Source organism: Paenibacillus physcomitrellae, from assembly GCF_002240225.1.
Classification (GTDB): domain Bacteria; phylum Bacillota; class Bacilli; order Paenibacillales; family Paenibacillaceae; genus Fontibacillus; species Fontibacillus physcomitrellae.
This window is the reverse complement of record NZ_CP022584.1, coordinates 1,687,762-1,713,305: the sequence shown is the minus strand read 5'-3', so window position 1 is coordinate 1,713,305 and position 25,544 is coordinate 1,687,762. Positions and strand designations below refer to the sequence as shown.

Genomic DNA, 25,544 nt, shown 5'->3' with positions numbered 1-25,544 from the left:
AACTTCTGAAGAGCATATTTAAGATCGATTTAGAAGCTGGAAATTGTTGAAGGTCTGATAAGATCGACGAAGCAAACTCGGATACGAAGCATGCCCGGCGAAGAACAGAGTGGACGAAGCAAATTCGGATACGAAGCGCGCCCGGCGGTAAGAAAACTTTCGAAGGTAACGCAGGAAGACAGAAGCAACACATAACATCATATTCACGCTGCGGACATTCGTCCTTGGCCCGGCATTCGACGGATACCCGACATACGTCGGGTCGTGAATACAGGAACGTTATGTGTAACTTCTGAAGAGCATATTTAAGATCGATTTAGAAGCTGGAAATTGTTGAAGGTCTGATAAGATCGACGAAGCAAACTCGGATACGAAGCATGCCCGGCGAAGAACAGAGTGGACGAAGCAAATTCGGATACGAAGCGTGTCCGGCGGTAAGAAAACTTTCGAAGGTAACGCAGGAAGACAGAAGCAACACATAACATCATATTCACGCTGCGGACATTCGCCCTTGGCCCGGCATTCGCCGGACACCCGACATACGTCGGGTCGTGAATACAGGAACGTTATATGACATCACAGACAAATGAATATTAGAAAGAGGAATCTAGATGGGATATATTTCAGAACTCCGGAAATTGGTCGGTACTCGACCTTTAATTTTGACTGGTGTGACGGTTATCGTATTGAACGAAGAAAAGAATATATTGCTTCAAAGAAGAACGGATACAGGAGATTGGGGAGTTATTGGAGGAGCCTTAGAAATAGCTGAAACTTTTGAAGAAGCAGGACATAGAGAATTATATGAAGAAGCTGGACTCAATGCAGAAGAACTGAAATTTATAACGGTCTTATCTGGAAGTGATATGTACTATCAATATCCTCATGGCGATGAAGTTTATAATGCAATTATAGTATACGAAGCCCACAAGGTATCTGGGATTCCAACAATCAATGATAATGAAGGACTTGAATTGAAGTATTTTAGTTTAAAAGAGCCAATAAATGAATTGAATTCAATGACCTATAAGATCTTAAAGAAGTCAGGATACATTCATTGGTAGTTAATCGAAGAAGTCTGTGACGTCATATAACAATATATTCACGCTGCGGGCCAGTCGGCCCTTGGTTCGCCCGATGAGGATGAAGCTGGAAGTGGATTCAGGCGAACAACCCTGCGAACCTAACCGCGTCGCGGCCGGCAGCTGTGGCTGCCTTAAGGTTCTCGGGTTCATGAATACAATAACGTTATCCGAAAGACTTGCAAAGAAAATAGTAGTGAGGTGCACTGATGTTTTTTCTTCAAATGTCGGGATTTCCTGGTTCAGGGAAAACAACTCTTTCTCGAAGAGTTGCACAAATAACCGGTGCAATTATTGTTGATCATGACACCTCAAAGACTGCGTTATTAAAAGCCGCAGAAGGACATGATATTGAGCTATGGGTTTTGGGGAAATTCTCATACACTGTGGATTGGGAATTAATAGACTTTTATTTATCGCAGGGGAAGAGTGTCATTTTTGACAGTCCGTGTCTTTATCCAGAAATGATTAAGAACGGTTTAGATTTATCAAGTAAACATAAGGCAGAATACAAGTATGTTGAGTGTTACTTAAACAACCACACGGAAATAAATCGTAGACTTAAAGCAAGAGATAGGTTGATAAGCCAAATTGAAAGTACAACTCAAGAATCCTTTGAAGCGACTATTAATAATTGGACTGTCAACAGTAAATCAGACAACTTTTTTAAGGGCTGTAGTTTTGTACTGAACGGGTGTCATGTAACCTAGTGAGCCATGAACTCTATGTCTGTTGAACCAATTCACATAGTCATATAATTCTACGTTTAGATGGTGAAGACTTTGGAAATGCATCTGGTTAATGAATTCGGTTTTCATTACTTTGTAGGTCGCTTCAGCAACGGCGTTGTCGTAAGGACAGCCCTTCATGCTTAACGAGCGACCAATGTTAAAAGTCCTTAACAGCGCATCAATATTCTGGTTTTTAAACTCACTTCCACGGTCCGTGTGGAACCACTGAATGTCGCTTAAGTCGCCTTCTACTGTGGCAAAGGCACGGGAAATTAGAGCAGCGTCCTTACGTGGACCTGCACTGTGGCCAATGATTTCTCTGTTAAATAAGTCGATCAATACGCAAATATAATGCCACTTGTGCTGGACTTTCACATACGTCAGATCGCTGACGACAAAGCGTTTCGCTTCCTTTTGGTCAAACTCACGCTTCAATACATTAGCTGTTTCTGCATCGTTACAAGCCGTTTTATGCGGCTTATACTGGGCGATTGTGTATGTGGACACAAGGCCTTGCTCTTTCATAATCCGTCCAATTCGGCGCCTGGAAACGATGTATCCTTGCTCCTGAAGTTTCGTTTTAATCTTCCGTGTTCCGTAGGCTTTGCGGTTGCTCTGGAAAATCTCGACGATAGTCTCCGTAAGGATACTTTCATCTTCGTTTTCTTTATCAATCGCTTCATAGTAAAAAGTGCTTTTCGCGATTTGTAGGACTTTGCACATTGCTGATACCGAGTATTTATCACGATTTTGCTTTATGATCTTTACTTTCGTCCCATGATCAGCGCGGCTTGCTTTAAAATGTCATTCTCCATTCGAAGCTGCTTAAGTTCTTTGCGAAGAGCAATAAGTTCGTTTTCTTCTGCCGTTCGGTTATCCTTTTCAGCGAAGGAACCCGAGGTGTTCGCTTGTTTAATCCAGCGATCTAGAGCAGATGGGCTTAGCTCATACTCTTTCACAATAGCCGCTCTTGATTTCCCGTTTTCATATAACTGAACCATTTGTCTCTTAAATTCTGCTGTAAATGTACGTCTTTCTTTTGGCATAGTAGATCCGCTCCTAATTGTGATTGTTTCATTCTACTAGCCCCTAATTTTTCTGTCCAACTAAGTGTAGCCGATCCATAATAGTCAGAGGCCACCATCGAATGTTGAGTATTTAATAGTTGACTCATCACAACCATTAGATACATACCTTGATAAGGTAATTGATTACATTAAATAAAAACATTTTTTTGAGAGTGTAATCAAGAAGGCAAGTCCATCGGATAACACCGCATTCACGCTGCGGGTCGCTGACGCGCCCCTTGGTCCGCCCGAGGAATTTCGAGGAAGCGGAACCAGGCGGACAACCCTGCACTGCCTAACCGCATCGCGGCCGCTCCCGTTGGTCGCTTAAGGCAGTGACGGTTCGTGAATGCCTGAACGTTATCTGAAACCGGTGCAATACAAAAATAAAAGAGACACTAATTAGTGCCTCTAAGCTTTATAAACATCACCACGAGAACCAACCTTGATAATCACAATAATCAACTGATCATTAAAGTAAGAGTAAATAACTCTATAAGAACCAACCCTAAGACGGTATTGATTTTCAGTACCTTGCATTTTTTTAATATCCAGTTCTGGATGTTTTGGGTTTTCTGAGAGTATGTTGATATGATCAAGAATACGATTTCGAGTTGGTTTATCTAGTTTTTGGATGCTTTTTATTGCATCTTTATAGAATTTAATTTCGTAATTCATGCTCGATATCCTTTAAGCTAATGAGTTCGCCTTTTTCCATAGCATCATGAGCTGCCTTAATTGAAGCTAAGTCATCTTGAGTAGTAGGCTCATCATCAAGAGGGATTTCCGGATAATCATTCTGGATGAGACGCTCCATCAAATCGGTTACAAGTTCGAGATCTTTTTCTGTCAAGTGATTAATGAGGTAGTTAATTCGATCTTTACTAATAGCCAAGATCAACAACTCCTTTCAAACTAATTATAGACATTATAACATGAATACAGACCACTCTAAAGAATGAAGAGCTTATTTTGTAAGTAACTCAAAGATGGCACCGGCATCAGATAACATCGTTTTCACGCATCAGACCATTCGGTCCTTGGATTGCCAGAAGGTAAGAAGCGAGGAAGCGGAATCAGGCGATCAACCACTGCGAGCCTAAGTCTGACGACCCGTTCCCTACGGTCACTTAAGGCTCTCGGGTTCGTGAATACTGAGAACGTTACGTGAAATTGGGGCAAGATTCAGAACATTAAGTACTGAAAATTGCTATTAAGGAGAAGAATCATGGAGAGAGTGAAGTATTATTCACCAAACGATTTAACGTGCGGACGGAATCTTAAAAATAGTGAAATACTCATTAATGAGTATGAGTCTGGGAATAAAGAAGCATATGATATTAATGACATTATCGAACTTTACAATATTAAAAAGTATTTTGATAATAAATTGTACTTAATGGAATGGACTCTGGAAGATATCAAACGGTTCGAAAAAAATATTAGTGTTTTTTTCGGAATAATAGCTAGATATATAAAAGTAATTACTGATGATAAAATTTCTGAAATCTATGATGATATTATTTTTTACTATAAAGATGATTTTTGGGAATTGATTGATAGGTTCAAGGTATATGAGGATATATCAGAACAAATAATTCAAGAGCTTCTCTTTTCATCAAAAATTAAGTTGTCTGAATTATTGAAATCCAAGAATATAGTAGAACATTACGGCAGAATAATTAGGGAATATATGCTTAGTGACAGTTCTTCTGCTAAGTTACTTCTAGATAAATATGAAATGAAACATTTTAGACAAACGGAAGAAATACATCTTCCTAAAGAATTAAGCATCGAAGACAAGGAGACAACAATCTCTAATTATATTGATTGTGATCAACCTAATCCTAATTACTTACAGCTCATTGCAAATATTCAAAGCAATAAAGATAAACTCGTGATCTCACCAAAGTTGATCTTGAAATCAAAAAAGAAGATCGAAGAACAGGAGAAAGAGTTTTTTAAGGATAACTCGGGGATGAGGATAGAAACGAGTGTAATATTTGCAAGTAACCAAGAAAATGTAGTCTCGATAAATAATGAAGGCTTATCAACCACTGGTACATATAATTCTAATTGGATAAGGGATAATCTTGATTATGCAACGTTACTAAATAATTTCATTTATTTGTTTGAATACGTTGACTTACAAATGAGATGTACTTTAGTAAATAAGGAAAGTGAAATGGGAGTATTTGAGCGTCATATTTTAACTTCATCAAAGAATGCTTATGTTAAAGGATTTTCTTTTGAACATAAGAATAATTTCTCATACCTCCAAATGGCAGGCTATTATGATCAGCTATTCAGAAATGGTATTAGGTTGGAAGAAGTTATCGAATGGTTTTTTGTTGAATACTTATCAACGGAGTTTGGGGCCACTAACTTCAGAGTTTCAATGCCATCAGCAAGCTCAACTTTTCTCGAGAAATGTACTAATGTGATGCCAGCTTTAGAATCAGTCCTAAAACAGTTCATTCTTTATATTGAGGAAGGTCATATCGATATTGAGCTTTTTGAAATTCGTTCTGAACATTTGATTTATAGAAATATCCCGTCTCTCATTGATAATAAGTATGTATATGGTATTGGCGATGAGTTTCGTAATGTTACATTCTTACTTTTTTCAGATCAAAGTGGCCTAGGATATATTGACGAGACAAAGAAGACATATGATTGTTTTTTCGAATTATTATGCAATGAGAAAGTTAAAATAAGTGATTACCCAGAGTTTGATACACCAAAAATTGAGTGGCTAATTAAGAATAACTATTTGACAGTAGATGAAGCTGGATTAATAGTTTTTCCAAATGAAGCTCTAATCATATTACTTTATGAGTTATATACGAATGATGTAATAGCTTACTGGAAGTACTCATTTAGTGGAAGGAAAATCTTAAACGAGCTTAAAGATAAGAATATTTTGGAATTTGAAAGCACTCTATTTTCAAGACCGGAACAAGAATACATCAATTATTTATTAAACAAATCACAATTTAATAATGGATTAGATCTGAGGAATAAATACAGTCATTTGCAACCATTCTCTGCAGATGATGAAAACAAACATACTCAGAATTACTATATATTTTTAAGATTATTTATCATAACAGTAATTAAGATAAATGATGAATTTTGTAGTAGAAAACTCGAGGATGGCCCCAACATCACATAACACAATATTCACGCATCGCAGCCTTGCGGCTGCTCGGTCCGGCAGGAGTCCGAAGTGAATCAATTAGGCAATTCAGTATGCGGGGAAGCAGAATCAGCCGGACACATCCGCACCGACTTAAGGCTCCTGTAGGAGCCTTAAGTCGGTGAGACGTCGTGAATACAGTAACGTTATGTGAAATCCTCGTAAGAAGAAATGAGACTATGTATCCAAATTTAAATTCAAATATTGGGGGATAATTATGAAACTAAGAACCAGTGAAGCACTAGAACTATCAGAGGAAATACTAAGAAATTTTGAACTGTCTGAAATACCAACTCAAAATATTGTACTAAAGTGTCTTAGATTAGCTAGATTGATTAATGATTTTGAATCCGTAGAATGGATTAGATATGAAGCAAATGGATTTGAAAGAAAATCTAACGGATATTTAACAGCAGAATCTTGGAAAGCAGCAACTAAATCAGGAAGAACGTATTTTATTGATGATCCTAATGATAAAACCTCGAAGACACCAAAAAGAGTTGAAAGAGCCTTTACAGATACTATTGCAGTAATGGAGGCATCAGTTAATGCTGCAAGATCACGGATGGAAGTAGCATACGATCGTAATGTTTCGATTTCTAGTCAATCTGATCTTTTACCAATAATTCCACCAGGTAATGCATCAGAACGAAATAGTATATTACAACTTATACGAACTAATACAGAGAGAATTGAAATAGTTAGATCACGACTATACCAATATGTCTTTAATCTAAATTATGAATTGAAGTTTGGAGAAATAACGGAAGATATTTTTACAAAGAAACGTATTTTTGTTGATACAAAGTTAAAGGATATTTGTCCAGAAGCAATTCGGAAATTTATCTCTGTCTATGAAAATCTAAAATCAGATAATGATGAAGATTGGGCCAATGCGGTACATACATGTCGAAGAATAATAAAAGAGGTGGCAGATGTACTATACCCTCCTACTGATGAGCCTATATTACTACCAGGAGGTAAACAGTTAAAGATTGGGGGAGACCAATATATAAATAGACTCATTCAATATATTGAAAGTAAATCTACTAGTGAGAAATTTACATCTATTGTGGGTTCACATTTAAAATTTATCGGTGAACGATTAGATGGAGTTCATGAAGCTGCTAACAAAGGTACACATGCTGAGGTAACTCTCGAAGAAGCTGAAAGATATATTATTTATACATATCTAGTAATAGGTGATATTTTATCATTATAAACATTTGAGACCATCTCAAGATGACGAGGACATCACATAACACTGTATTCACGCGTCGGGGCTATCGCCCCTTGGTTGACAGATGTATAATCATGGAGGAAAGCTCAGTCAACAAACGACCCAGCCCAAGATAAGAGCTATCTAGGGCTGGGTCGTTTCGTGAATACGGGAACGTTATGTGTAACTTCTGAAGAGCATATTTAAGATCGATTTAGAAGCTGGAAATTGTTGAAGGTCTGATAAGATCGACGAAGCAAACTCGGATACGAAGCATGCCCGGCGAAGAACAGAGTGGACGAAGCAAATTCGGATACGAAGCGCGCCCGGCGGTAAGAAAACTTTCGAAGGTAACGCAGGAAGACAGAAGCAACACATAACATCATATTCACGCTGCGGACATTCGTCCTTGGCCCGGCATTCGCCGGACACCCGACATACGTCGGGTCGTGAATACAGGAACGTTAGGCGAAATTAATTCTTGCAAGGATGATGATAATGATGTTCTGGAAATCCCCAGAAGTAATAAATGAAGAGCAATTAAAATCGACAAAAGATATGGTAGATAAGTGGCTAATATTAATTGACAAGATTAGGGAGAATCTTCTTCAAAACTCTACTATTCTTGAAAACAATAAAGACTATGCAAATCAAAGACATATAATATTGTCAGAATTAAGTATGGCCCAATTTTTTACTTTCAGTTCAATATCAACATTAATTTCGAATGCACATTATTCGGATGCATTCACATTGTTAAGAGTATTATACGAAGGACATTTACATTTATGGAATTTGTGGAATTGTGATGACGAAGAGTTTCAAAAATACGTAGTCTTAGTGGTAATGCATGAATGGGGAGTAGCCAACGAAGTTCTATCTATAAAAGATACTATACTTAAAGAAGAATACTACAGTAACGAGAGGTTAAATACCTTAAAACAACGTTATGATGAAGCAAGACTGTTATTCAATTGCAGGGAAGGCAAGATCCCAAAGAACTATACAACCAAGACGATATTAAAGCTAGCTCAAGAAGTTGATGAATCAGAAGGTGGTAAACCTTTTAGGCAATTAATGCATAGCAGGTTATACTCGTCTGGGTCGGAATATGTGCATCGCAGTTTCTATGGATTGCGAGAAGGATATGCAGTAGTAGAACACAATGGAAAACATGTATTGTTTCCAAATCCGCGTAGAGGGATAGAGACTTGTTGGTGGGCGACCTCCATAGAATTAGATACAGTAATATGGCAATCGATTTTTTTGGGAGTAGAGGATGTTACTAAGATAATGAAAGAACTTAGAAATGAAGTAAGAGAGTTAGCTAAAGAATGGTTGTTATGAGGGAGGAATTAACTTCGCCTAACAATGTGTTCACGCATCGGCGGACAAGCCGCCTCGTTCCCGGAAGATAAGTCGAAGATGCATATGCCGGGACACATCCATTCACCCAACCGCATCGCGGCCGGCTGAGATCGTGCTAGTCGCACGACTCTGGCAGCTTAGGGTGAATGGACGTCGTGAACACGGAAACGTTATCAGAAATTGGGGCAAACCCAAATAAATTCAAATACATAAGAACAAGAGGTGTTAACTTGTCACATGTTAGAGTTAGATGTACTGGATTAATAATCGAAGACAATTCAATTTTATTAGTTGAGTATGATAACAATGGAATTCATTACAATCTACCGGGCGGAGGATTAGAGCCTGGAGAAACAATAGTTGATGGTGTTATTCGAGAAGTATATGAAGAAACCAACGCAGACGTCGAAGTCGGTAAGTTAGCTCTAATTTATGAATTTGCTCCTCATAAACAGTCAGGCGACTATAAAGTGACAGAAAGACATGGATTACATCTTATTTTCGAATGCAAATTAATTAATAATTCGATCCCAAAGCCCCCTCGGCAACCAGATCCTCACCAAGTCGCTGTAAAGTGGATACCATTAGATGAAATAGAATCAATACTATTAATACCAAATATCTCGAAACAAATAAAGGAATATGTAAACAATAGAAAAACAATAGACTTGATTGAAGATCATCAATTAGAAAGACTGAAATTATAAGAAGAATAAAGATCGTTATGTGAGTATTTCAGAGATGGCCCCAACATCTTATAACATAATATTCACGCGGCGGATCGGCTGAGGCCGATCCTTGGTCCGCCTGAGGCATTTTCGAGGAAGCGCAGTCAGGCGGACAACCCTGCGAACCTAACCGCAGTCGCGGCCGGCAGCTAAAGCTGCCTTAAGGCTCTCGGCGTCGTGAATACAACAACGTTAGATGAAATCGGCGGAAAAAAGATGATATAAAATACAATGGGAATGCTGAACTATAAGTATGATAAAATCAAGACAGGAAAAAGAAATGGTAAGAATTTGTGGGAGGTAGAACGAATGAAATGGCAAGAAGTAAGAGAATTGTTTCCTGACCAATTTGTTCTGGTGTCCATACTTAATTATCATGAGGAAGGCAACAAAAAAATAGTAGATGAAGTTGCACCAATTCGTACTATATCAGAGCAAGAGGCTAATAAAGAGTTTTTCCAAGCAGAGCCTGGGAATTTAGTATACCATACTTCAAATCAAGAATTTGTGATCCATATTCGCCGGGACCCATTAATAAGAGTGAGACGTAATAGTAATGAAAATTAACTATGATGGACAGTTAATTACGACGTCGCTTACCGTTACATTCAGAGGAAGAGCATTAAGAATAGATGATGTGATTATAGATACAGGGTCCTCACATACTATAATTAGTCCTGATATTTTGGAGGAAATAGGTGTGACCTACGAAACAGGTGATTCTATATATGAAGCATACGGGATTGGGGGAAGCGTTCCTTTCTATACAAAAATTATGGACAGGGTTGAAATAGGTACAAGAAGCATTGAGAATATAGAAATAGATGTTGGCATACTGCCGAAGGACCATAAAGGGTTGCTCGGATTGGATATTCTTAAACAACACAGCTTTATTATTGACTTGAAAACATTAGAATTACGTACTTAACCAATAGAATGAATGACATTAATAAGAGGAATCGGAGAAGTCGCCGACATCATATAACAATACATCTACGCTGCGGAGCATTCGCCCCTTGGTTGCCCAGATGTATAATCATGGAAGAAGCTCAGACAACAAACGACCCAGCCTAAGATAAGAGCTATCTAAGGCTGGGTCATTTCGTGAATACAACAACGTTATAAGAAATAGCCGCAAAGCATACACCCATTCATCAAAGCTTAGATATACTTTAAACTAACTGGGCAGAAGAGCTCTATGATTATTAATTATTAAAGGGGGTTATTACATGAAACAACACACCACAAACTATTTTAATGCATTTATCGAAGTGGCAGAGGATTGCCCAACAACCAAAGCCACGGAACCACCGTTGAAAGACCCAAAGACTGCTGTGCGAATCGAGTACGAAATGCTTATAGACAGACCCTATCAGTATACTTCAGATGATGTACTTTACGAAGCTAACGGTAATCGTAGAGGAATAAGCCGCGAGGACTTTTTCTCAAAAGGCCAACCGTGCTTTCGTTCTTCGGCTCTTTCCAAGCGTTATGGCTGGGGAGTGCATAGTGACAAAGACGGAAAAATAGCTATTTACGCCATAGAATCAGACGATTATTCACGCTTTGCAAATGACGGAACTCTTAAGCATGTTAAGGCAATGCGCTCAAGCAAGAAATGAAGTGAAGGTTTCTTTGTAACCAAAGGGTGCTTCTCTAGAGGTCGCGTAGTGAGTTATTGGATACGTTTGCACAAATAATTATTAGCCCTTGGGAGTATCTTTTTAAGAAAAGGAGCGAATTGTAGTAGACCTTGAGTCTCCTACTCAAGTGTAGTTGCCATAGAACGGTTAGTTAGTCCAAAATCTTCAACACAAGGCTGCTGACGAAAGATCGGCAGCTTCGCTCCGTTAATTGGAAGCAATGCAGAATGATACGAAAGCTGAAAAAAGGTATTACTTGTACTGTCTTATTATTAACAAATCTAAACTAACTGAGAACGATAGTTGAATGTTGTGAGAGAACATACTTGTAGGTATTCGAAGAAGACGGCTACATCTTATAACACAGTACTAACGCATCGGGGCGTAATGCCCCTCGGTCAGCAGAAGTTTTGACAAAGAAGCAGATGCTGCTGACAACCCTGCGAGCCTAAGTCTAACGACCCGTTGCGCTATTGCTCCACTTAAGGCTCTCGGCGTCGTGAATACAGGAACGTTATGTGAAATTCTTGCAACTAATAAAAATCCCAACTAACTAAGGGAGAAAGATATGAAAAGATTAGTCTTCATACTTTTAGGTGTCATTCTTATTACTAATATCATTTGGGGTATTGTATATAACGAAAAAAATAGTAAATCATCAAAAAGTGTTGTTCATGTTTACACTCTTAATGGCAAAGGCGAATTGTGGGACATTTCTGATTATAAGATCATAGTTACCGAAGATAAAATTCTTCGAGGAAACGGCAAATTAACTTACAAGGGAGCTCCCAAAAACATTGAAAATAGCACTTATTATAAATATGATTTTAAGGAAATGAATTCAACTGAAAAATACGAAACTGTATATACACATGAGGCAAGTTCTTCGGGGGGACCAGTAGCTATTCTTGAAAATCTTGATAATGATACAGGTTCAATTACTGGGGATTATTCGTACAATGAACTTTTAAAGGATAAACAAAATTATGAAAGCACCACATTAACTATCACATGGAATGATAATAATAAAGAACTTCACACGGAGACTATTGATCTCGATATAGATAGTGAGATCGCTATAGATAATAATTAGTACAAGCAAAATCAGGGAAGGCAAGAACTTCACATGACATTATATTCACGCGGCTGATCGGCTGTCGCGCCCCTTGATCTGCCAGGGGAGATTGGCAGAGAAAAATGGAATCAGGCGGACAACCCTGCACCACCTAACCGCAGCCTCTGTCGGACCCTGGCGGGTCCATAAGGTGAGGGGCTGGTGAATACAAGAACGTTAACTGAAATATTTACATATGAAGGTTGAATCTTTTAGTAAGCGTAATAATGAATAAAAATCAGGGGGATTAGAAGGGGAGTTTTTGATGAAGAATCAAGTGTGGTATTACATCTTGGGAGTTATTGTGATATTAATAAGTACACCTTTAGGGAAGTTGTCAGTCGATATAGTGTATTCAAATAAAAATCTAACTGGTGAGTACGTTCCTATATTAGATGGATTTATACATTCTTATATCATAATTGGGACTTTAATTTTTAGTATTGGGTTATTAAATATATTGAGAAAAAGAACATCATAAAAGAATTGCAGCAAGATTTAACGTTATTTCGATGATTAAAACTAAATGATGTTTTTCGAATATTCAATGTGGCAGAGACTTCAGTTCAGCTGCGGAGCTACTGCCCCTTGATTATCAGATGTATAATAATGGTATATATAAGCTCAGACAACAATCGTCCCAGCCTAAGATAAGAGCTATCTAAGGCTGGGGCTTTTTTCGTGAAACTACTCAGTGCTACTCCACTTTACCCCACTCGAAAGGAATAATTGAGACTAAAGGAGGAAAAGGATATAAGCGCGACAGGCTATCTAAGTGATGCTACAAGTAATATTACTTTTTTTGTTGATACAGGTTCCAAATAAATGGAAAATGAAGAAATCTATTATATCAATGCCGGTCTGTTAGCAGAAGGCGAGATTGATAGGATCATGGAAGAATCGCGGAACACTAAAGGCTTGATCATTGATCTCAGAAATTACCCTTCTACCGAACTTACCTATAAATTTGCCGAGTATCTGATCCCTTCTGAAAAAGAATTTGCTATACCTGGACTGTCAACAGTAAATCAGACAACTTTTTTAAGGGCTGTAGTTTTGTACTGAACGGGTGTCATGTAACCTAGTGAGCCATGAACTCTATGTCTGTTGAACCAATTCACATAGTCATATAATTCTACGTTTAGATGGTGAAGACTTTGGAAATGCATCTGGTTAATGAATTCGGTTTTCATTACTTTGTAGGTCGCTTCAGCAACGGCGTTGTCGTAAGGACAGCCCTTCATGCTTAACGAGCGACCAATGTTAAAAGTCCTTAACAGCGCATCAATATTCTGGTTTTTAAACTCACTTCCACGGTCCGTGTGGAACCACTGAATGTCGCTTAAGTCGCCTTCTACTGTGGCAAAGGCACGGGAAATTAGAGCAGCGTCCTTACGTGGACCTGCACTGTGGCCAATGATTTCTCTGTTAAATAAGTCGATCAATACGCAAATATAATGCCACTTGTGCTGGACTTTCACATACGTCAGATCGCTGACGACAAAGCGTTTCGCTTCCTTTTGGTCAAACTCACGCTTCAATACATTAGCTGTTTCTGCATCGTTACAAGCCGTTTTATGCGGCTTATACTGGGCGATTGTGTATGTGGACACAAGGCCTTGCTCTTTCATAATCCGTCCAATTCGGCGCCTGGAAACGATGTATCCTTGCTCCTGAAGTTTCGTTTTAATCTTCCGTGTTCCGTAGGCTTTGCGGTTGCTCTGGAAAATCTCGACGATAGTCTCCGTAAGGATACTTTCATCTTCGTTTTCTTTATCAATCGCTTCATAGTAAAAAGTGCTTTTCGCGATTTGTAGGACTTTGCACATTGCTGATACCGAGTATTTATCACGATTTTGCTTTATGATCTTTACTTTCGTCCCATGATCAGCGCGGCTTGCTTTAAAATGTCATTCTCCATTCGAAGCTGCTTAAGTTCTTTGCGAAGAGCAATAAGTTCGTTTTCTTCTGCCGTTCGGTTATCCTTTTCAGCGAAGGAACCCGAGGTGTTCGCTTGTTTAATCCAGCGATCTAGAGCAGATGGGCTTAGCTCATACTCTTTCACAATAGCCGCTCTTGATTTCCCGTTTTCATATAACTGAACCATTTGTCTCTTAAATTCTGCTGTAAATGTACGTCTTTCTTTTGGCATAGTAGATCCGCTCCTAATTGTGATTGTTTCATTCTACTAGCCCCTAATTTTTCTGTCCAACTAAGTGTAGCCGATCCATACCTTCATTTCCTACTCATGCAATACCGGGGCAATTTTATTACGATGACCCCTTGTCTCTGGGGGTACTCAAAATATAAATGACGAGATTTATATAGGGAAAATAGTGACTTTGGTTAACGAACATACTATGAGTAATGGTGAATTTGTAACCATGTCTCTCAGAAATGCCAAAAATTCAATCGTTCTTGGGAGGCCAACTGCTGGAGCTGATGTGAATGTAGTTTATTTCTCTTTACCCGGAAACATAAAAACGGCAATGAGTGGACACCAACACCAAATGATGAGTGGGATAAGATTGTAGAAGGCTTTTCAGCAGAAGAGAAATGGATAATAGATGGTGATTACTCAAGAACCATAGATATCAGAATCGATAGGGCAGATCTTATCATATACCTCGACATGCCTAGATGGCTTTGTCTTTATCGAATAGTAAAACGAAGAATTATGTATCATAAGAGAACTAGACCTGATATGAACGGAGAGTGTCCAGAAAAGATCGATTATGCATTCATTAAATGGGTTTGGAATTATAGGAAAAGAAGCAGAACACAGACAATAGAAAAACTTGAAAAGGTAAAGAAACAGAAAGAAGTATTCATTGTTAAGAATCGAAAACAAGTAAACCATATTGTCAGAAATTTTGAGAAGAACAGAGCGATTTGAAGATATTATAAAGAAGCAATCATAAAAGAGGTGAACATCATATCAGTTCTCTATTCAATAGGAGCACTAGTTATTTTTATGTTCTTATCAGAATTAGTTAAAGAAAAAGTTGAATCCAAAAAAACGGCAATAGGGTTGAACGTCATATTGATTTGCAGTTTGGTATCCGTTTATTTATTTAGATCTATTTATAGTTCGCTAAAAACTACAAATCTAATAGAAATCTCCACCATATTAATAGAGATAATGATATTGATAATATTCTTCTTAGTATATTTTTATAGAATTCAACTAGAGAAACACTTAAAAAGACTACTTGATTATTATTCTAAGAGAAATAATTAAGTATAGTGTTTGAAGAAGCTGTTAACTTCTGAAAAACATCATATTTACTATCGGGGCATTAGGCTCTCTATCCAGCAGAAGTGGATCAGGGCTATCGTCCTTTGATTGGCAGATGTATAATTTCAACATTTTCGATATCCTATCAGGAAAAGAGGACCATGGGATAGTATTAAGTAAAGGACTAAACGAAGCATAATAAATACAGAGGTGATTATATGAAGACTCCTTTTAGAGAGATCTTATCTTCAGAAGAAGAAATTAGAGATATCTTGGGCTTTCCAAGTGAACTTGTAAAGAAAAAAACTGTATATGAATTAGACAATCATTGTCGGAACTTCATCTCCATGTCGCCGATATTATTTTTATCTACTTCGGATGATAAGGGCTTCTGTGATGTGTCACCGCGAGGTGATGCACCAGGATCAGTTTTCGTTCTAAATGAAAAGCATCTAGTTATTCCAGAAAGACCCGGTAATCGTAGGATTGATTCATTGAGGAATATCTTATTGAATCCCAGAGTAGGCATAGTATTTATTATCCCTGGGCTTGAAGAAACGCTTAGAATTAATGGAAAAGCATATGTAATAAAGGATCATGAAATTCTTGATCTCATGAAAGCTAAAGATAAAAAACCGCTATTAGGTATTGGAGTGGAAATTGAAGAATGTTTTATACATTGTGCTAAAGCATTCAAGAGGTCAAGGATATGGGAAAGTGAGTCGTGGGTAGCTGTTGATGCACTACCATCCATTCCAAAAATCCTAAAAGATCATGTAAATTCATCTGAATATACAACAGAAATGATCCGTAAAGGACTTCAAGAAAGCTACGAAAAAAGACTATATTAAAGAGAATTTAATTGTAATAATCTCAAATCGGGGCATTCACCCCTCGGTTCGGCAGAGAATTCGGGGGGATAGCAGCAGTGGAGACGTTCGACTACTTCGGACGTCGTGAACACAATAATGTTAGACGAAACATGTGGAGAATAACTGGAAGGAAAGTGATTTCGAAGATGATGAAATATATTATTAGACCAGTAATAGAGAATGATATTGCTTTTTTGTGGGATATGCTATATGAATCTTTATTTGCTCCTGAAGGTCAGGAGCCATTCAATAAAGAGATTATTAATGAGCCATTAATTTCAAAGTATGTTGAAGGATGGGGGCGGCCTGGAGATTTTGGATTTATTGCAATGAATAATGAAGACAAGCCAGTTGGCTCGGTAACAGCACGTTATTTTAGTGAGAGTAATAAAGGTTATGGATTTATTGATAAGGATGTGCCGGAACTCGGAATGGCGATTCTAAAAGAATACAGGGGAACAGGGATCGGTACAGCGTTGTTAGAGGAATTGTTTAAGGAAGCCAGGAGGAAGAAGATTGGAAGGATCTCGCTGAGTGTGGACCCATCGAATAAAGCAGCGATGAGACTTTATCAACGCTTTGGTTTTGAGGAAGTAGGTAAAATAGGCACCTCATTAACTATGGTTGCAAATTTGGTTGATTTTGATGGGCAAGATAGGAACTGACAAGAACTTTGAAAGTAAAATCGAAGAAGTCAAGGGCATCGTCTAACACCTTCTTCACGTATCGGATCGTCTTCGCCGCCGCTTGGTTCGGCAGCTGAATTTTGAGAAAGCGGATTCAGTAGGTCTACCCCGCGGGATGCCTTGAGCCATTCCTTGGTCCTGTTATGTGAAATTATTGCATATCAAAAAAAAGTATATAGCAACAGTGAGGTGTTTTATGAAAAACATAGTTCTTGTAGGTATGTCTGGTGCTGGTAAAAGCACTCTCGGTGTGTTGCTTGCTAAGCTTTAGGCATGGATTATGTGGACACTGATATTTTAATACAAGAACATGAAGGTAGAATGTTGCAAGAAATTTTAGATGGTGAGGGTGTTGAGAGGTTTCTTGAAGTTGAAGAAGTGATTGTTTCAGGTCTGCAAGTAGTTAACAGCATTATTTCGACAGGGGGAAGTGTGATCTACTCTGATAAAGCTATGAACACACTTAAACAGAATGGACAGATTATATATTTACATGTCCCGTATGAAGAAATTAAACAGAGGCTAACAAACATCTCAAGCAGAGGAATTGTAATAATGAAAGGACATAGTCTTCAAGAAGTTTATGATGAAAGAGTTCCTTTGTATATAAAGTATAATGATGCCATCCTTGATAAAGAGATAGAACAATGTATTAGTGAAATTATAGGAATAAGAGAACTTGAGTAACTAAGGGAAGGTAATAACTTCACAGTCGTGAAAGCTAGAACATCAGCCGAAATTAACAGGTTCAAGATCCAAGAATACAGAACAATTGTTCTTCAAATAAATGGTGGATGATGGTAAAATAGGAAAGGCAATTGAATTTTGGGTGGGCATGGTTTCCCTTCGAAAGGAGGTGAAGCCATGGAAGTTAAAGATGCGTTGACGATCATGTTTTTATTTGGATCATTCATCCTCGCACTTCTCACTTACATGAATTCGAACAACAAGAGAAAGTAAAAAACCCACCCCAAGGTTAGCGCCAAAGGTGGGTTTTATTCCTATACGACTTAGAAGGGAATAAACCATCCAAGCCAATTGTTGAGCCGAGTGTTAGCCACACTCGGCTTCTTTAAAAGTAATGATAACACAATTGAAAAAAGAAGTGAACCAGGAAAGTTCATTACAGAATATGCAAAGGCGAACTAAAAGCCTACATGGAAGCGAGGGGGCAACTCAATGGAGCTAATCTTTATAAGACATGGCCATGGAGAACATCTCCTGGATTATCCTAACCGATTAAATTCACTCCATCCTGGATTGACTGAATATGGTGTTCATCAAATTTATCAACTTAAAAATCAAATTTCAATTCTCCCTGATGATTTAGTTATTGTTAGTCCAACGAAGAGAACCATTCAAACAGCTGAACAGCTTATGGGAGAAAAAGAAAAACCATATTTTGTATCGCCATTTGTAGGCCCTCGAATGTACCCTCAAAACCCAGACTCACCGTTCTTTGGTTGTGATCAGATCTATAGCAGGAAAGAAATTCATGAAATAATTAGGGAAGAAAGAATATTGGATTTTGGTTTGAAAGATTGGGGAGAGGGAATTAATCGGATGGATCAAGATCTTTTTATGTATTATGGCATGCAATTATTAGAATGGTGTATATCGAATAGTACAAGAGCCTACATCATTTCTCATGACGGAACAATAACAAATTATCGATGGCTGCTGGGGGAAGAAGGCCTTACAAGAAATGATTTTCTTGGAGAGGCAGGGATATACCAAACATATTATGAGAGTAACGCGAACAAGTCATGATCATCCGGTAACACAGCATTCTGCATCGGAGGTGATAAGGCTTTGAAATTGTAAATTCCTTATCCTCATTACGACCGTTCTAACATTAACCGCTTGTAAGACTTCTGTTACCAGCACATCTTCTTATATTCAAAGCATCGACAAAAAATGGATTCAAAAAATAATTATATTATAGAAGTGAAGAATCCCTATGATAAAGATGCTGAGCCATTTAATATTACAGTAGATGATGAAAGGGTTTGGAATCTTATTCAAGAAGATCGTATTTATTTATTAACATATGAATATAAAGATATAAACAAAAAAGTTGAACTAGTCTCAATAAAATCTTCATCAGAAACTAAATAGATCAATTATTTAGGTCATCCGAGGAGAGGGGACTTTGTATAACGGCGTTTCGTCATAATGGGAATGTAAACGCAAACAACTGAAGAGCAGAAAACCACAAGCGAATTTCATGTTATTTTCAAGGGGGGCTCGCAATGTTCTATAGAAGGAAATATTACGTAGTCAGTAATGATTTCGTTGAAGTCTTTAACAAGCATTTCGTTGAAAACAATTTACCTAATCAATTGAAAAATGGAGCCAGGTTAATAGGAAGGTGGATGGCTCCGCACTCGGAGACAACGACAGAGATTTTTGCAATTTGGGAATATGACAGTAAAGAGCGATATGAAGAAATCGAACGGAATGTTAGAAATCTTGAACAAGCTAAGAAGGTTAATGCTTGGTACGATAGTCAAGGCGGAAGAGAACGAGTGTATAAGTAAAAAAATGTTCAAATACGCAATAGATCATTCGTTATTTATATCATTGCTGGAAACCAGAGATGAAGCCGTGCGATTCCAGAGAAATTATGATTCAAACATGAAGGTACAATTAGAGATTATGAATACATTAATGGAAAATATCTCGATAGAATGATTTATGGATTGAAATCTAACGAGTGGAAATCTAATGAATGGAGAGCAGATTGAATTTTGCTATAAGACATTACTGTTTTTCTATTTGTAAAAGCGGCCGAACTAACCTAAACAAGGAGAAGATAAATTGAACATAAAAGGCATCAATCATTTGTGTTTTTCGGTTTCAAACCTGAATAATTCCATTGAATTCTATGAGAATGTTTTGGGGGCCAAGATACGGGTCAAGGGCAGGAAGCTCGCTTACTTCGATTTAAATGGTCTATGGATCGCATTGAATGAGGAAGAAGACATACCAAGGAATGAAATCCATGAATCCTACACTCATATAGCATTCACAATCGAAGAAGGGGATTTTGATACATGGCATGATCGATTAATTCAATTGCAAGTAACAATATTGGAGGGCAGGACGAGAGACGAGAAGGATAAAAAGTCCATTTATTTTACAGATCCGGATGGACATAAATTTGAATTTCACACAGGAAAGTTGGAAGACAGAATGGATTATTATAGGGCAGATAAGAAACATATGACCTTTTTTGAGTAGCCTGCTGTGGTAAGAATATAATAATGACTACTCGACAATGGTGAAGCCTATTCTAATCATATTTGATCTCCTGCCAGCCTGGTTATTTCTGTTGACCATCTTATTATAAATTCTTCAACAAACGGGTGGAACTTAAGGACGACTTTAATCCATAACAGACATTACGCATATTTTACAGTCAGCGTTTTTCAATGATGTCCCTTCCTTCGTATAATGTCGCATCCTTTGTATAACAACTCATTTTCTCCCGCATGGGCATTCCCCTCGGTTCGCCGCTAAGGTACTGAGTCGAAGGTACTAAATGGTTATGAAGGATATTCGGAAAAATAACTTTATTTTAGTTTGGACTTGCCAAATGGATCATAAAGTGATGAAAGCTAAAATCGGAGGCCCTATGATGGACGTAGAGGATATATTCAAGGATTTACCTGTACTGGAGACTGATCGAACCATTCTCAGAAAAATCGAAAAAAACGATGTACAAGATATCTTTGCTTATTGCAGCGATGAAGAGGTATCAAAGTATACGACTTGGGATACCCACCAAAAAATAGAGGATACAGAAAACTTCGTTCATTTCGTATGTGACAGATACAGCAAGGGCCAACTAAGCCCATGGGGCATACAAAATAAAACCAAGGGCAAGATCATTGGAACCTGTGATTTTGTAAATTGGAATTCGGACCATTGTAGAGCTGAGATCGGTTATGCATTGTCCAGAGAATATTGGGGACAGGGCTACATGACCGAATGTGTTAAGAAATTAATCGAATTTGGATTCATGAATATGAATCTAGTTCGAATTGAAGCAAGATGTTTACTAGGGAATATTGGCTCTTCCAGAGTAATGGAGAAATCAATAATAAAGGGAGATTAAAAAGGCAGGCGGAGTGATGGAATTTAAAATGATTAGAAGCTCTCTATTCCTTATTGTAATGAGTCTAATTTGTTCGCCTCTCATTTTTATGGCTATGTTCTTAGATTATAAGTCTTCAATTTCCTGGTTTTATCTAATGCCTGCCCTTTTCCCCGTGTTATTTCAAAGAAAGTTCACCCATGTGGTAATATTTTCAATAGTTGGAGCCGTTGTGTCTGGTGTGTTGGTTCATTACATTATCCATGTCACGGGAGTTTATTTTTACCCTTTTGATAATCAGCTAGAAGTTTTAGTGATATTAGAAGCTCTCTTCTTTGGAATTGTCCAGTCGCTCTTGTTTATGATAATTAAGTCCTTCAAGGGGTATAGAAAACCATCTTAATAGTTATACCGTGGTTGGAGCGCAAACTCGCCGAGGAGTGAAACAGATGCCAAGACGCATTAAGGTTATTTTGACCTTGCTGGTGACAGTGCTGCTTGTATCGGCAGTATTCAATTATGTCTTGTACCGCCAATCCAAAGAGAGCAAATCTGCGTTGAATCAAGTCGTGGATATTGTCCTTAGTAAGGACCTCACGGAATACTACCGGATTCGATCGGTCTCTGTGCCCTTGAACCAAGCCATCTCTGAGAAAGAGATAGGTCTGGACGAAGCGGAATTTTTACAGCGAACGTTGCTGCAAGAGTTCTCCACTTATCAGGAATTGATCCAACTTTACGTCAATTTGCACGGGTATAAAGAAATTAAACTTGTTGGCGCAAGCAATCGGCTGGTCAGTATGCTGCAGGACTATGCCAGTTACTTTGATCAATTATCCGGCCAATTGCAAATTGAGGGCGATAACGGGACGGGATCGATTAAATTATCGGAAAATGATTTGGAAAACATCCGGATCATAGTGGAAACGTTAGATCAGCTAAACACAATAAAAGACGATAGCCAATCGGATTCGCTGCGAGAAGACTGGGGGAAAATGATGTTGGCCAATGAGGCTTACGTTAATTCGTCCGACGTAATCGACAAGCACCAAATTGTGGTGGATCGGTTGATTACAATGACGGAACAATAAACGATACTGCGTAAATAACGTAGATGGTAGTCGACTTTCTACAGACAAGGGCACTTATAAAGTTAAAACTACCGGCAGAAGATGACTCCTGGTTGTACGGGGTCATCTTTTTTTTCTTCCCTTTAAGCATTCTTCAGAATTCCTTAAGAATTTCCCTGACTCATTATTAAGAATCGGAAATTACAATAGAACTACCCAATAAGATAGAACGAAAGAGAGAGAGGGGGCAAGAGCTTTGAATACCAGTCATTACCGCGTTCTGGTTGTGGATGACGATCAAGAGATTCGGCGTGCGATCGAAATTTACCTGAAGAACGAAGGTATTTCGGTTGTCCAGGCTCAGGACGGGGTTGAGGCGATTGAAGTGCTGAATGAGCAGGAGATCCATTTGATTGTTCTGGATCTTATGATGCCGCGCCAGGATGGAATCACCACGACCTTTAAGATCAGGGAGCAGAAAAATATCCCGATCATCATGCTGAGCGCCAAAAGCGAGGATATGGACAAAATTTGGGGACTGCAGGTCGGAGCCGATGATTATGTCACCAAACCGTTTAATCCGCTGGAACTGATTGCCCGCATCAAGTCGCACCTGCGCAGGTATGTGTCGCTAGGTCACTATGAAGGCAAAAGCAAGGCGGTGGACCTCAGGGGATTGGTGCTGGATTCATCGGCCAAAGAGGTAACGGTTCATGGCGAGCCGGTGAAGCTGACGCCGATCGAATATAAAATCGTGGAACTGCTTATGCTCCATGCCGGCCGTGTATTTTCGATCAATGAGATTTACGAGCGGGTGTGGAAGGAGCCGGGCTTCAACGCGGACAATACCGTAGCGGTACATATCCGTAACATTCGAGAAAAGATCGAAATCGATCCTAAAAATCCGAGTTTTTTAAAGGTGGTCTGGGGAATTGGATACAAAATGGAAAAATAGCCTGCTGATGCTGGTCTGGGTAGTTCTGATCACGCTGAGTGCCAGCACATTGTTTCAGGTGGCTCAGACCCGCAGCACGTATTTTAAGAAAAATTATTTCTATACGGCGGAGTATGCCAACCAGGTGCAGCAGCTGATCAATTACGTGAATCAAATGGATTTTAACGAGCTTCCGGCCGATCAGGACAAACCCAAAATCATCGTCACTCAGACGGAAATTGAAAACTACCGCAGCCGGTTAGGAAGCTTGACTGGCCAGATAACAGGGATCAAGAATCAATATGAACCCCAAATTCAGGAAGCGCGGGATTCCGGTAATGAGGAGCTCGTGACCTTTTTCACCAAAGAAATGAACAGCAAAATTGCCGATATAACGGCTGATTACACAAGTGATGATGCGGTCAAAAGCAAAATCGTGAAGGAGAAGGAACAGGAGATCGACGAGTATGTTCAAGAGCTGGAGAGATTTCGTTCCAATTATACAAGCTTTCAAGCCTCGTTCGTCTACCGACTAGTAGAAACAGAAACCGGCAAAGTCTTTACGAATGTGGCTTCCAGTGACGGAGGCAGCGCGGATACCAGGCTGAAAAGCTCCGGGATGAGGTTCCTTCATACCTACCGTTCGTTAACGGCATCCAATCAAGCCGTCTATACCAACTCTCAGGTGGATCAAAGTGCGATTGACTTCAAATATGGAACCTATGAAGGACAGATTGGCGTCCCTAAATCCGCACCGGAGAACTCTCCGATCATGGCGGAATTTCATATTTATGAGAATAAACAGATCACGTTTTTGATTTATACCGGTCTGGGTTTGTTGGCCTTTGCGGGCTTGATTTGGATGACTCGCCGGTATCGGACGGAAAAGCTGTTTGGTTCCACTGCTCTGGTGGCCCCTTATTACAACCTGATTCCACTCGACTTAAGAGCCGTCCTGCTGCTCATTACAGGGCTCACGGCGTTGGTGCATTTGCAATGGGCACAAAATGCCTTGGGGTATGGCTTTAGCCTTGGAGATATGATTTATCATTCGCTGACGTATGTATTGGTGAATACCTTGTTGGTGCTGCTGCTGGTCCTGCAATTGGGAATGCTCATCAAAGAATACCGGAATGAGCAAGCCTTTAAAGAAGCCCTGCGCAGAACCGTCATTTTCTGGACTTATCAGCGTCTTAGAGAAGCGGCGTTAATTAAGTCGCTGATGTTCCAGGCGTTGTTCGTTTTGGCGGTGGCTTTCGGGGCGGGCATCGGATTTGTTATAGTATGTATTCAAAATGAAGCGATCGTGATTTACGCAATTCTCTTAATGCTTTTTGCGCTTCCTGCTCTTTGGCTGACCTTGAAACGGATCAGTTATTTCAATCGAATTGCCACTCATACAGCCCAATTGGTCAGCGGCAATTTGGAGCAGAATCTGACTGTTGAAGGGAAATCGCAACTGGCTTCGCTGGCAGCGAACATTAATTTGCTGAGAAACGGCGTGAAAACCTCACGCAGGGAACAGGCCAAAAGCGAAAGACTCAAGACGGAGCTGATCACGAACGTCAGCCATGATTTACGGACGCCGCTGACTTCGATCATTACGTATACGGAACTGCTTAAAAACAAGGAGCTTTCCGAAGAAGACCGGCAGGCTTTTGTGGACATTCTTGACCGCAAATCACAGCGGCTGAAGGTGCTGATTGACGATTTGTTCGAGGCCAGTAAAATCGCCAGCGGACAGGTCGAGCTTGCACAGGAGCGAGTAGACATCGTGCAGCTGCTGGAACAGGCACTTGCCGAATACAATGAGGCCATTAAGCAGTCCAGCCTTCAGCTCCGGGTGACGACGCCGGATCATCCGGTTTCTGTATGGGTGGACGGTCAAAAGCTGTGGCGGGTATTCGATAATCTGATTGGCAACTGCGTCAAATATGCGCTTGAACATACGCGGGTTTATATAGCCGTAGAAGCCAAACCCGGACGAACGGTCATTACGTTCAAGAACGTAACCAAATATGAGCTGAGCGAAAATATCGACGAGTTGTTCGAACGTTTTAAACGCGGGGACGCTTCACGCCATACGGAAGGTTCCGGCCTTGGTCTGGCCATCGCCAAATCGATTGTCGACCTTCATGGGGGAGAACTGGACCTCGATATTGACGGCGATTTGTTTAAGGTGACGGTTACACTGGAGGAGAGGCTGGAGTAGCAGCGGCTGGTTAAAATAGATTAAAAGTTCAGGATAAAAGCACTTTTGAATCCGCGGTTTCCGCGGATTTTTTTGTGAACATTTCTGACAGCTAACCTCCCACTATCTTTAAAAATCTCAGTAAGTTCTTTAGTTCCTCGGGTACCGCTAATTTTGCAGCCCCCTATAATGGAGCTTGGGGAAGGAGGGAAGACAAAAAAAATGTAAGCGTTTCCCATTGAGGTTTTTCCTCATAGGATTTACGTTGCTCGGTTTAACACTACGATTTGGAGGAGAGTGACA

The 25,544-nt window shown here is 39.3% G+C and carries 27 protein-coding genes; 23 read left to right on the top strand and 4 right to left on the bottom strand.

The window, feature by feature from the left end:
- Nucleotides 1-611: 611 nt before the first annotated feature.
- Together CBE73_RS07795 and CBE73_RS07790 are read left to right on the top strand one after the other, a co-directional pair.
- The gene (locus CBE73_RS07795; protein WP_094093757.1) at nt 612-1,064 is read left to right on the top strand and encodes an NUDIX hydrolase; all 453 of its coding nucleotides are present in this window, start codon (nt 612-614) and stop codon (nt 1,062-1,064) included.
- 227 nt (nt 1,065-1,291) lie between these two features.
- Nucleotides 1,292-1,792: a P-loop nucleotide/nucleoside kinase family protein gene (locus CBE73_RS07790; protein WP_094093756.1), complete on the top strand. Its 501-nt coding sequence runs from the start codon at nt 1,292-1,294 to the stop codon at nt 1,790-1,792.
- On the opposite strand, the gene CBE73_RS07785 is transcribed toward CBE73_RS07790, so the two are convergent.
- From CBE73_RS07785 to CBE73_RS07775, 3 genes are all read right to left on the bottom strand, one after another.
- Nucleotides 1,736-2,859, bottom strand: a protein-coding gene (locus tag CBE73_RS07785) for an IS3 family transposase (protein ID WP_094093016.1) whose coding sequence is annotated in 2 segments (ribosomal slippage) — nt 1,736-2,613 and nt 2,613-2,859 — 1,125 coding nt in all. Because the reading frame shifts where the segments join, the coding sequence is not laid out codon by codon here. The two genes, CBE73_RS07790 and CBE73_RS07785, sit on opposite strands and share 57 nt — an antisense overlap.
- A gap of 432 nt (nt 2,860-3,291) precedes the next feature.
- Entirely contained in the window at nt 3,292-3,558 is a 267-nt protein-coding gene (locus tag CBE73_RS07780) for a type II toxin-antitoxin system RelE family toxin (protein ID WP_094093755.1), read from the bottom strand.
- Nucleotides 3,542-3,775 (bottom strand): hypothetical protein, encoded by a 234-nt coding sequence (locus CBE73_RS07775; protein WP_094093754.1) that lies wholly within the window; start codon nt 3,773-3,775, stop codon nt 3,542-3,544. Before CBE73_RS07775 ends, CBE73_RS07780 begins: the two co-directional genes overlap by 17 nt.
- Nucleotides 3,776-4,108: 333 nt before the next feature.
- Here CBE73_RS07775 and CBE73_RS07770 point away from each other — a divergent pair, with 333 nt between their 5' ends.
- The 8 genes from CBE73_RS07770 (at nt 4,109) to CBE73_RS07735 (ending at nt 12,130) form a co-directional block, all read left to right on the top strand.
- Entirely contained in the window at nt 4,109-6,055 is a 1,947-nt protein-coding gene (locus CBE73_RS07770; RefSeq protein ID WP_229752675.1) for a hypothetical protein, read from the top strand.
- A 241-nt stretch (nt 6,056-6,296) separates the two neighbouring features.
- On the top strand, nt 6,297-7,301 hold the full coding sequence (locus CBE73_RS22120; RefSeq protein WP_174704681.1) for an AbiTii domain-containing protein: 1,005 nt from the start codon (nt 6,297-6,299) through the stop codon (nt 7,299-7,301).
- A 495-nt stretch (nt 7,302-7,796) separates the two neighbouring features.
- Nucleotides 7,797-8,645: a DUF5677 domain-containing protein gene (locus CBE73_RS07760; protein ID WP_094093753.1), complete on the top strand. Its 849-nt coding sequence runs from the start codon at nt 7,797-7,799 to the stop codon at nt 8,643-8,645.
- A 251-nt stretch (nt 8,646-8,896) separates the two neighbouring features.
- Complete coding sequence (locus CBE73_RS07755; protein WP_174704803.1) at nt 8,897-9,373, top strand: NUDIX domain-containing protein; 477 nt, start codon at nt 8,897-8,899, stop codon at nt 9,371-9,373.
- Between the two features lie 330 nt (nt 9,374-9,703).
- The gene (locus CBE73_RS07750) at nt 9,704-9,961 is read left to right on the top strand and encodes a hypothetical protein (RefSeq protein ID WP_094096192.1); all 258 of its coding nucleotides are present in this window, start codon (nt 9,704-9,706) and stop codon (nt 9,959-9,961) included.
- Complete coding sequence (locus CBE73_RS07745; RefSeq protein ID WP_094093751.1) at nt 9,951-10,322, top strand: retropepsin-like aspartic protease family protein; 372 nt, start codon at nt 9,951-9,953, stop codon at nt 10,320-10,322. Before CBE73_RS07750 ends, CBE73_RS07745 begins: the two co-directional genes overlap by 11 nt.
- Before the next feature lie 301 nt (nt 10,323-10,623).
- A complete protein-coding gene (locus tag CBE73_RS07740; protein ID WP_094093750.1) occupies nt 10,624-11,016 on the top strand; it encodes a DUF6157 family protein in 393 nt (130 codons plus the stop codon).
- A 589-nt stretch (nt 11,017-11,605) separates the two neighbouring features.
- Entirely contained in the window at nt 11,606-12,130 is a 525-nt protein-coding gene (locus CBE73_RS07735; protein ID WP_094093749.1) for a hypothetical protein, read from the top strand.
- Between the two features lie 1,049 nt (nt 12,131-13,179).
- On the opposite strand, the gene CBE73_RS07720 is transcribed toward CBE73_RS07735, so the two are convergent.
- A protein-coding gene (locus tag CBE73_RS07720; RefSeq protein WP_094093016.1) for an IS3 family transposase occupies nt 13,180-14,303 on the bottom strand; the annotation gives its coding sequence in 2 pieces (ribosomal slippage) (nt 13,180-14,057 and nt 14,057-14,303; 1,125 coding nt in all).
- 208 nt (nt 14,304-14,511) lie between these two features.
- Between CBE73_RS07720 and CBE73_RS22380 the strand changes: the two genes are divergently transcribed.
- The 13 genes from CBE73_RS22380 to CBE73_RS07650 all read left to right on the top strand — a co-directional run bounded on the left by CBE73_RS22380 (nt 14,512) and on the right by CBE73_RS07650 (nt 25,262).
- The gene (locus CBE73_RS22380) at nt 14,512-14,685 is read left to right on the top strand and encodes a hypothetical protein (protein WP_229752509.1); all 174 of its coding nucleotides are present in this window, start codon (nt 14,512-14,514) and stop codon (nt 14,683-14,685) included.
- A gap of 922 nt (nt 14,686-15,607) precedes the next feature.
- Nucleotides 15,608-16,240 carry an MSMEG_1061 family FMN-dependent PPOX-type flavoprotein gene (locus CBE73_RS07700; RefSeq protein ID WP_094093745.1) on the top strand — a complete coding sequence of 211 codons (633 nt, stop codon included), beginning with the start codon at nt 15,608-15,610 and terminating at the stop codon, nt 16,238-16,240.
- A 167-nt stretch (nt 16,241-16,407) separates the two neighbouring features.
- The gene (locus tag CBE73_RS07695) at nt 16,408-16,926 is read left to right on the top strand and encodes a GNAT family N-acetyltransferase (RefSeq protein WP_094096191.1); all 519 of its coding nucleotides are present in this window, start codon (nt 16,408-16,410) and stop codon (nt 16,924-16,926) included.
- A gap of 294 nt (nt 16,927-17,220) precedes the next feature.
- The gene (locus tag CBE73_RS07690; RefSeq protein WP_217349726.1) at nt 17,221-17,634 is read left to right on the top strand and encodes a shikimate kinase; all 414 of its coding nucleotides are present in this window, start codon (nt 17,221-17,223) and stop codon (nt 17,632-17,634) included.
- Nucleotides 17,635-17,811: 177 nt separating this feature from the next.
- Complete coding sequence (comI, locus tag CBE73_RS22375; RefSeq protein ID WP_229752467.1) at nt 17,812-17,907, top strand: competence inhibitor ComI; 96 nt, start codon at nt 17,812-17,814, stop codon at nt 17,905-17,907.
- A gap of 219 nt (nt 17,908-18,126) precedes the next feature.
- Nucleotides 18,127-18,717: a phosphoglycerate mutase family protein gene (locus CBE73_RS07685; protein ID WP_094093744.1), complete on the top strand. Its 591-nt coding sequence runs from the start codon at nt 18,127-18,129 to the stop codon at nt 18,715-18,717.
- Nucleotides 18,718-18,864: 147 nt separating this feature from the next.
- On the top strand, nt 18,865-19,065 hold the full coding sequence (locus CBE73_RS21875; protein ID WP_157739444.1) for a hypothetical protein: 201 nt from the start codon (nt 18,865-18,867) through the stop codon (nt 19,063-19,065).
- A 134-nt stretch (nt 19,066-19,199) separates the two neighbouring features.
- Complete coding sequence (locus tag CBE73_RS07680; RefSeq protein WP_094093743.1) at nt 19,200-19,487, top strand: NIPSNAP family protein; 288 nt, start codon at nt 19,200-19,202, stop codon at nt 19,485-19,487.
- A 280-nt stretch (nt 19,488-19,767) separates the two neighbouring features.
- The gene (gene fosB, locus CBE73_RS07675) at nt 19,768-20,190 is read left to right on the top strand and encodes a metallothiol transferase FosB (protein ID WP_094093742.1); all 423 of its coding nucleotides are present in this window, start codon (nt 19,768-19,770) and stop codon (nt 20,188-20,190) included.
- Between the two features lie 370 nt (nt 20,191-20,560).
- The gene (locus tag CBE73_RS07670) at nt 20,561-21,067 is read left to right on the top strand and encodes a GNAT family N-acetyltransferase (protein WP_229752468.1); all 507 of its coding nucleotides are present in this window, start codon (nt 20,561-20,563) and stop codon (nt 21,065-21,067) included.
- A 428-nt stretch (nt 21,068-21,495) separates the two neighbouring features.
- Nucleotides 21,496-22,137: a hypothetical protein gene (locus tag CBE73_RS07660; protein ID WP_094093740.1), complete on the top strand. Its 642-nt coding sequence runs from the start codon at nt 21,496-21,498 to the stop codon at nt 22,135-22,137.
- Nucleotides 22,138-22,372: 235 nt separating this feature from the next.
- The gene (locus tag CBE73_RS07655; protein WP_094093739.1) at nt 22,373-23,071 is read left to right on the top strand and encodes a response regulator transcription factor; all 699 of its coding nucleotides are present in this window, start codon (nt 22,373-22,375) and stop codon (nt 23,069-23,071) included.
- The gene (locus CBE73_RS07650; protein WP_094093738.1) at nt 23,049-25,262 is read left to right on the top strand and encodes a sensor histidine kinase; all 2,214 of its coding nucleotides are present in this window, start codon (nt 23,049-23,051) and stop codon (nt 25,260-25,262) included. The genes CBE73_RS07655 and CBE73_RS07650 overlap by 23 nt, the downstream gene beginning before the upstream one ends.
- Nucleotides 25,263-25,544: the final 282 nt, after the last annotated feature.

Bases quoted from the DNA above. Each gene is read 5' to 3' on its own strand.
- CBE73_RS07740 (WP_094093750.1), top strand. From the start codon at position 10,624: ATGAAACAACACACCACAAACTATTTTAATGCATTTATCGAAGTGGCA.
- CBE73_RS07695 (WP_094096191.1), top strand. From the start codon at position 16,408: ATGATGAAATATATTATTAGACCAGTAATAGAGAATGATATTGCTTTT.
- CBE73_RS07670 (WP_229752468.1), top strand. From the start codon at position 20,561: ATGAAAGCTAAAATCGGAGGCCCTATGATGGACGTAGAGGATATATTC.
- CBE73_RS07690 (WP_217349726.1), top strand. From the start codon at position 17,221: ATGGATTATGTGGACACTGATATTTTAATACAAGAACATGAAGGTAGA.
- CBE73_RS07660 (WP_094093740.1), top strand. From the start codon at position 21,496: ATGCCAAGACGCATTAAGGTTATTTTGACCTTGCTGGTGACAGTGCTG.
- CBE73_RS22380 (WP_229752509.1), top strand. From the start codon at position 14,512: ATGAGTAATGGTGAATTTGTAACCATGTCTCTCAGAAATGCCAAAAAT.
- comI (WP_229752467.1), top strand. From the start codon at position 17,812: ATGGAAGTTAAAGATGCGTTGACGATCATGTTTTTATTTGGATCATTC.
- CBE73_RS21875 (WP_157739444.1), top strand. From the start codon at position 18,865: ATGGATTCAAAAAATAATTATATTATAGAAGTGAAGAATCCCTATGAT.
- CBE73_RS07685 (WP_094093744.1), top strand. From the start codon at position 18,127: ATGGAGCTAATCTTTATAAGACATGGCCATGGAGAACATCTCCTGGAT.
- CBE73_RS07760 (WP_094093753.1), top strand. From the start codon at position 7,797: ATGATGTTCTGGAAATCCCCAGAAGTAATAAATGAAGAGCAATTAAAA.
- CBE73_RS07750 (WP_094096192.1), top strand. From the start codon at position 9,704: ATGAAATGGCAAGAAGTAAGAGAATTGTTTCCTGACCAATTTGTTCTG.
- CBE73_RS07700 (WP_094093745.1), top strand. From the start codon at position 15,608: ATGAAGACTCCTTTTAGAGAGATCTTATCTTCAGAAGAAGAAATTAGA.
- CBE73_RS07735 (WP_094093749.1), top strand. From the start codon at position 11,606: ATGAAAAGATTAGTCTTCATACTTTTAGGTGTCATTCTTATTACTAAT.
- CBE73_RS07780 (WP_094093755.1), bottom strand. From the start codon at position 3,558: ATGAATTACGAAATTAAATTCTATAAAGATGCAATAAAAAGCATCCAA.
- CBE73_RS07680 (WP_094093743.1), top strand. From the start codon at position 19,200: ATGTTCTATAGAAGGAAATATTACGTAGTCAGTAATGATTTCGTTGAA.
- CBE73_RS07790 (WP_094093756.1), top strand. From the start codon at position 1,292: ATGTTTTTTCTTCAAATGTCGGGATTTCCTGGTTCAGGGAAAACAACT.
- CBE73_RS07770 (WP_229752675.1), top strand. From the start codon at position 4,109: ATGGAGAGAGTGAAGTATTATTCACCAAACGATTTAACGTGCGGACGG.
- CBE73_RS07745 (WP_094093751.1), top strand. From the start codon at position 9,951: ATGAAAATTAACTATGATGGACAGTTAATTACGACGTCGCTTACCGTT.
- CBE73_RS07795 (WP_094093757.1), top strand. From the start codon at position 612: ATGGGATATATTTCAGAACTCCGGAAATTGGTCGGTACTCGACCTTTA.
- CBE73_RS22120 (WP_174704681.1), top strand. From the start codon at position 6,297: ATGAAACTAAGAACCAGTGAAGCACTAGAACTATCAGAGGAAATACTA.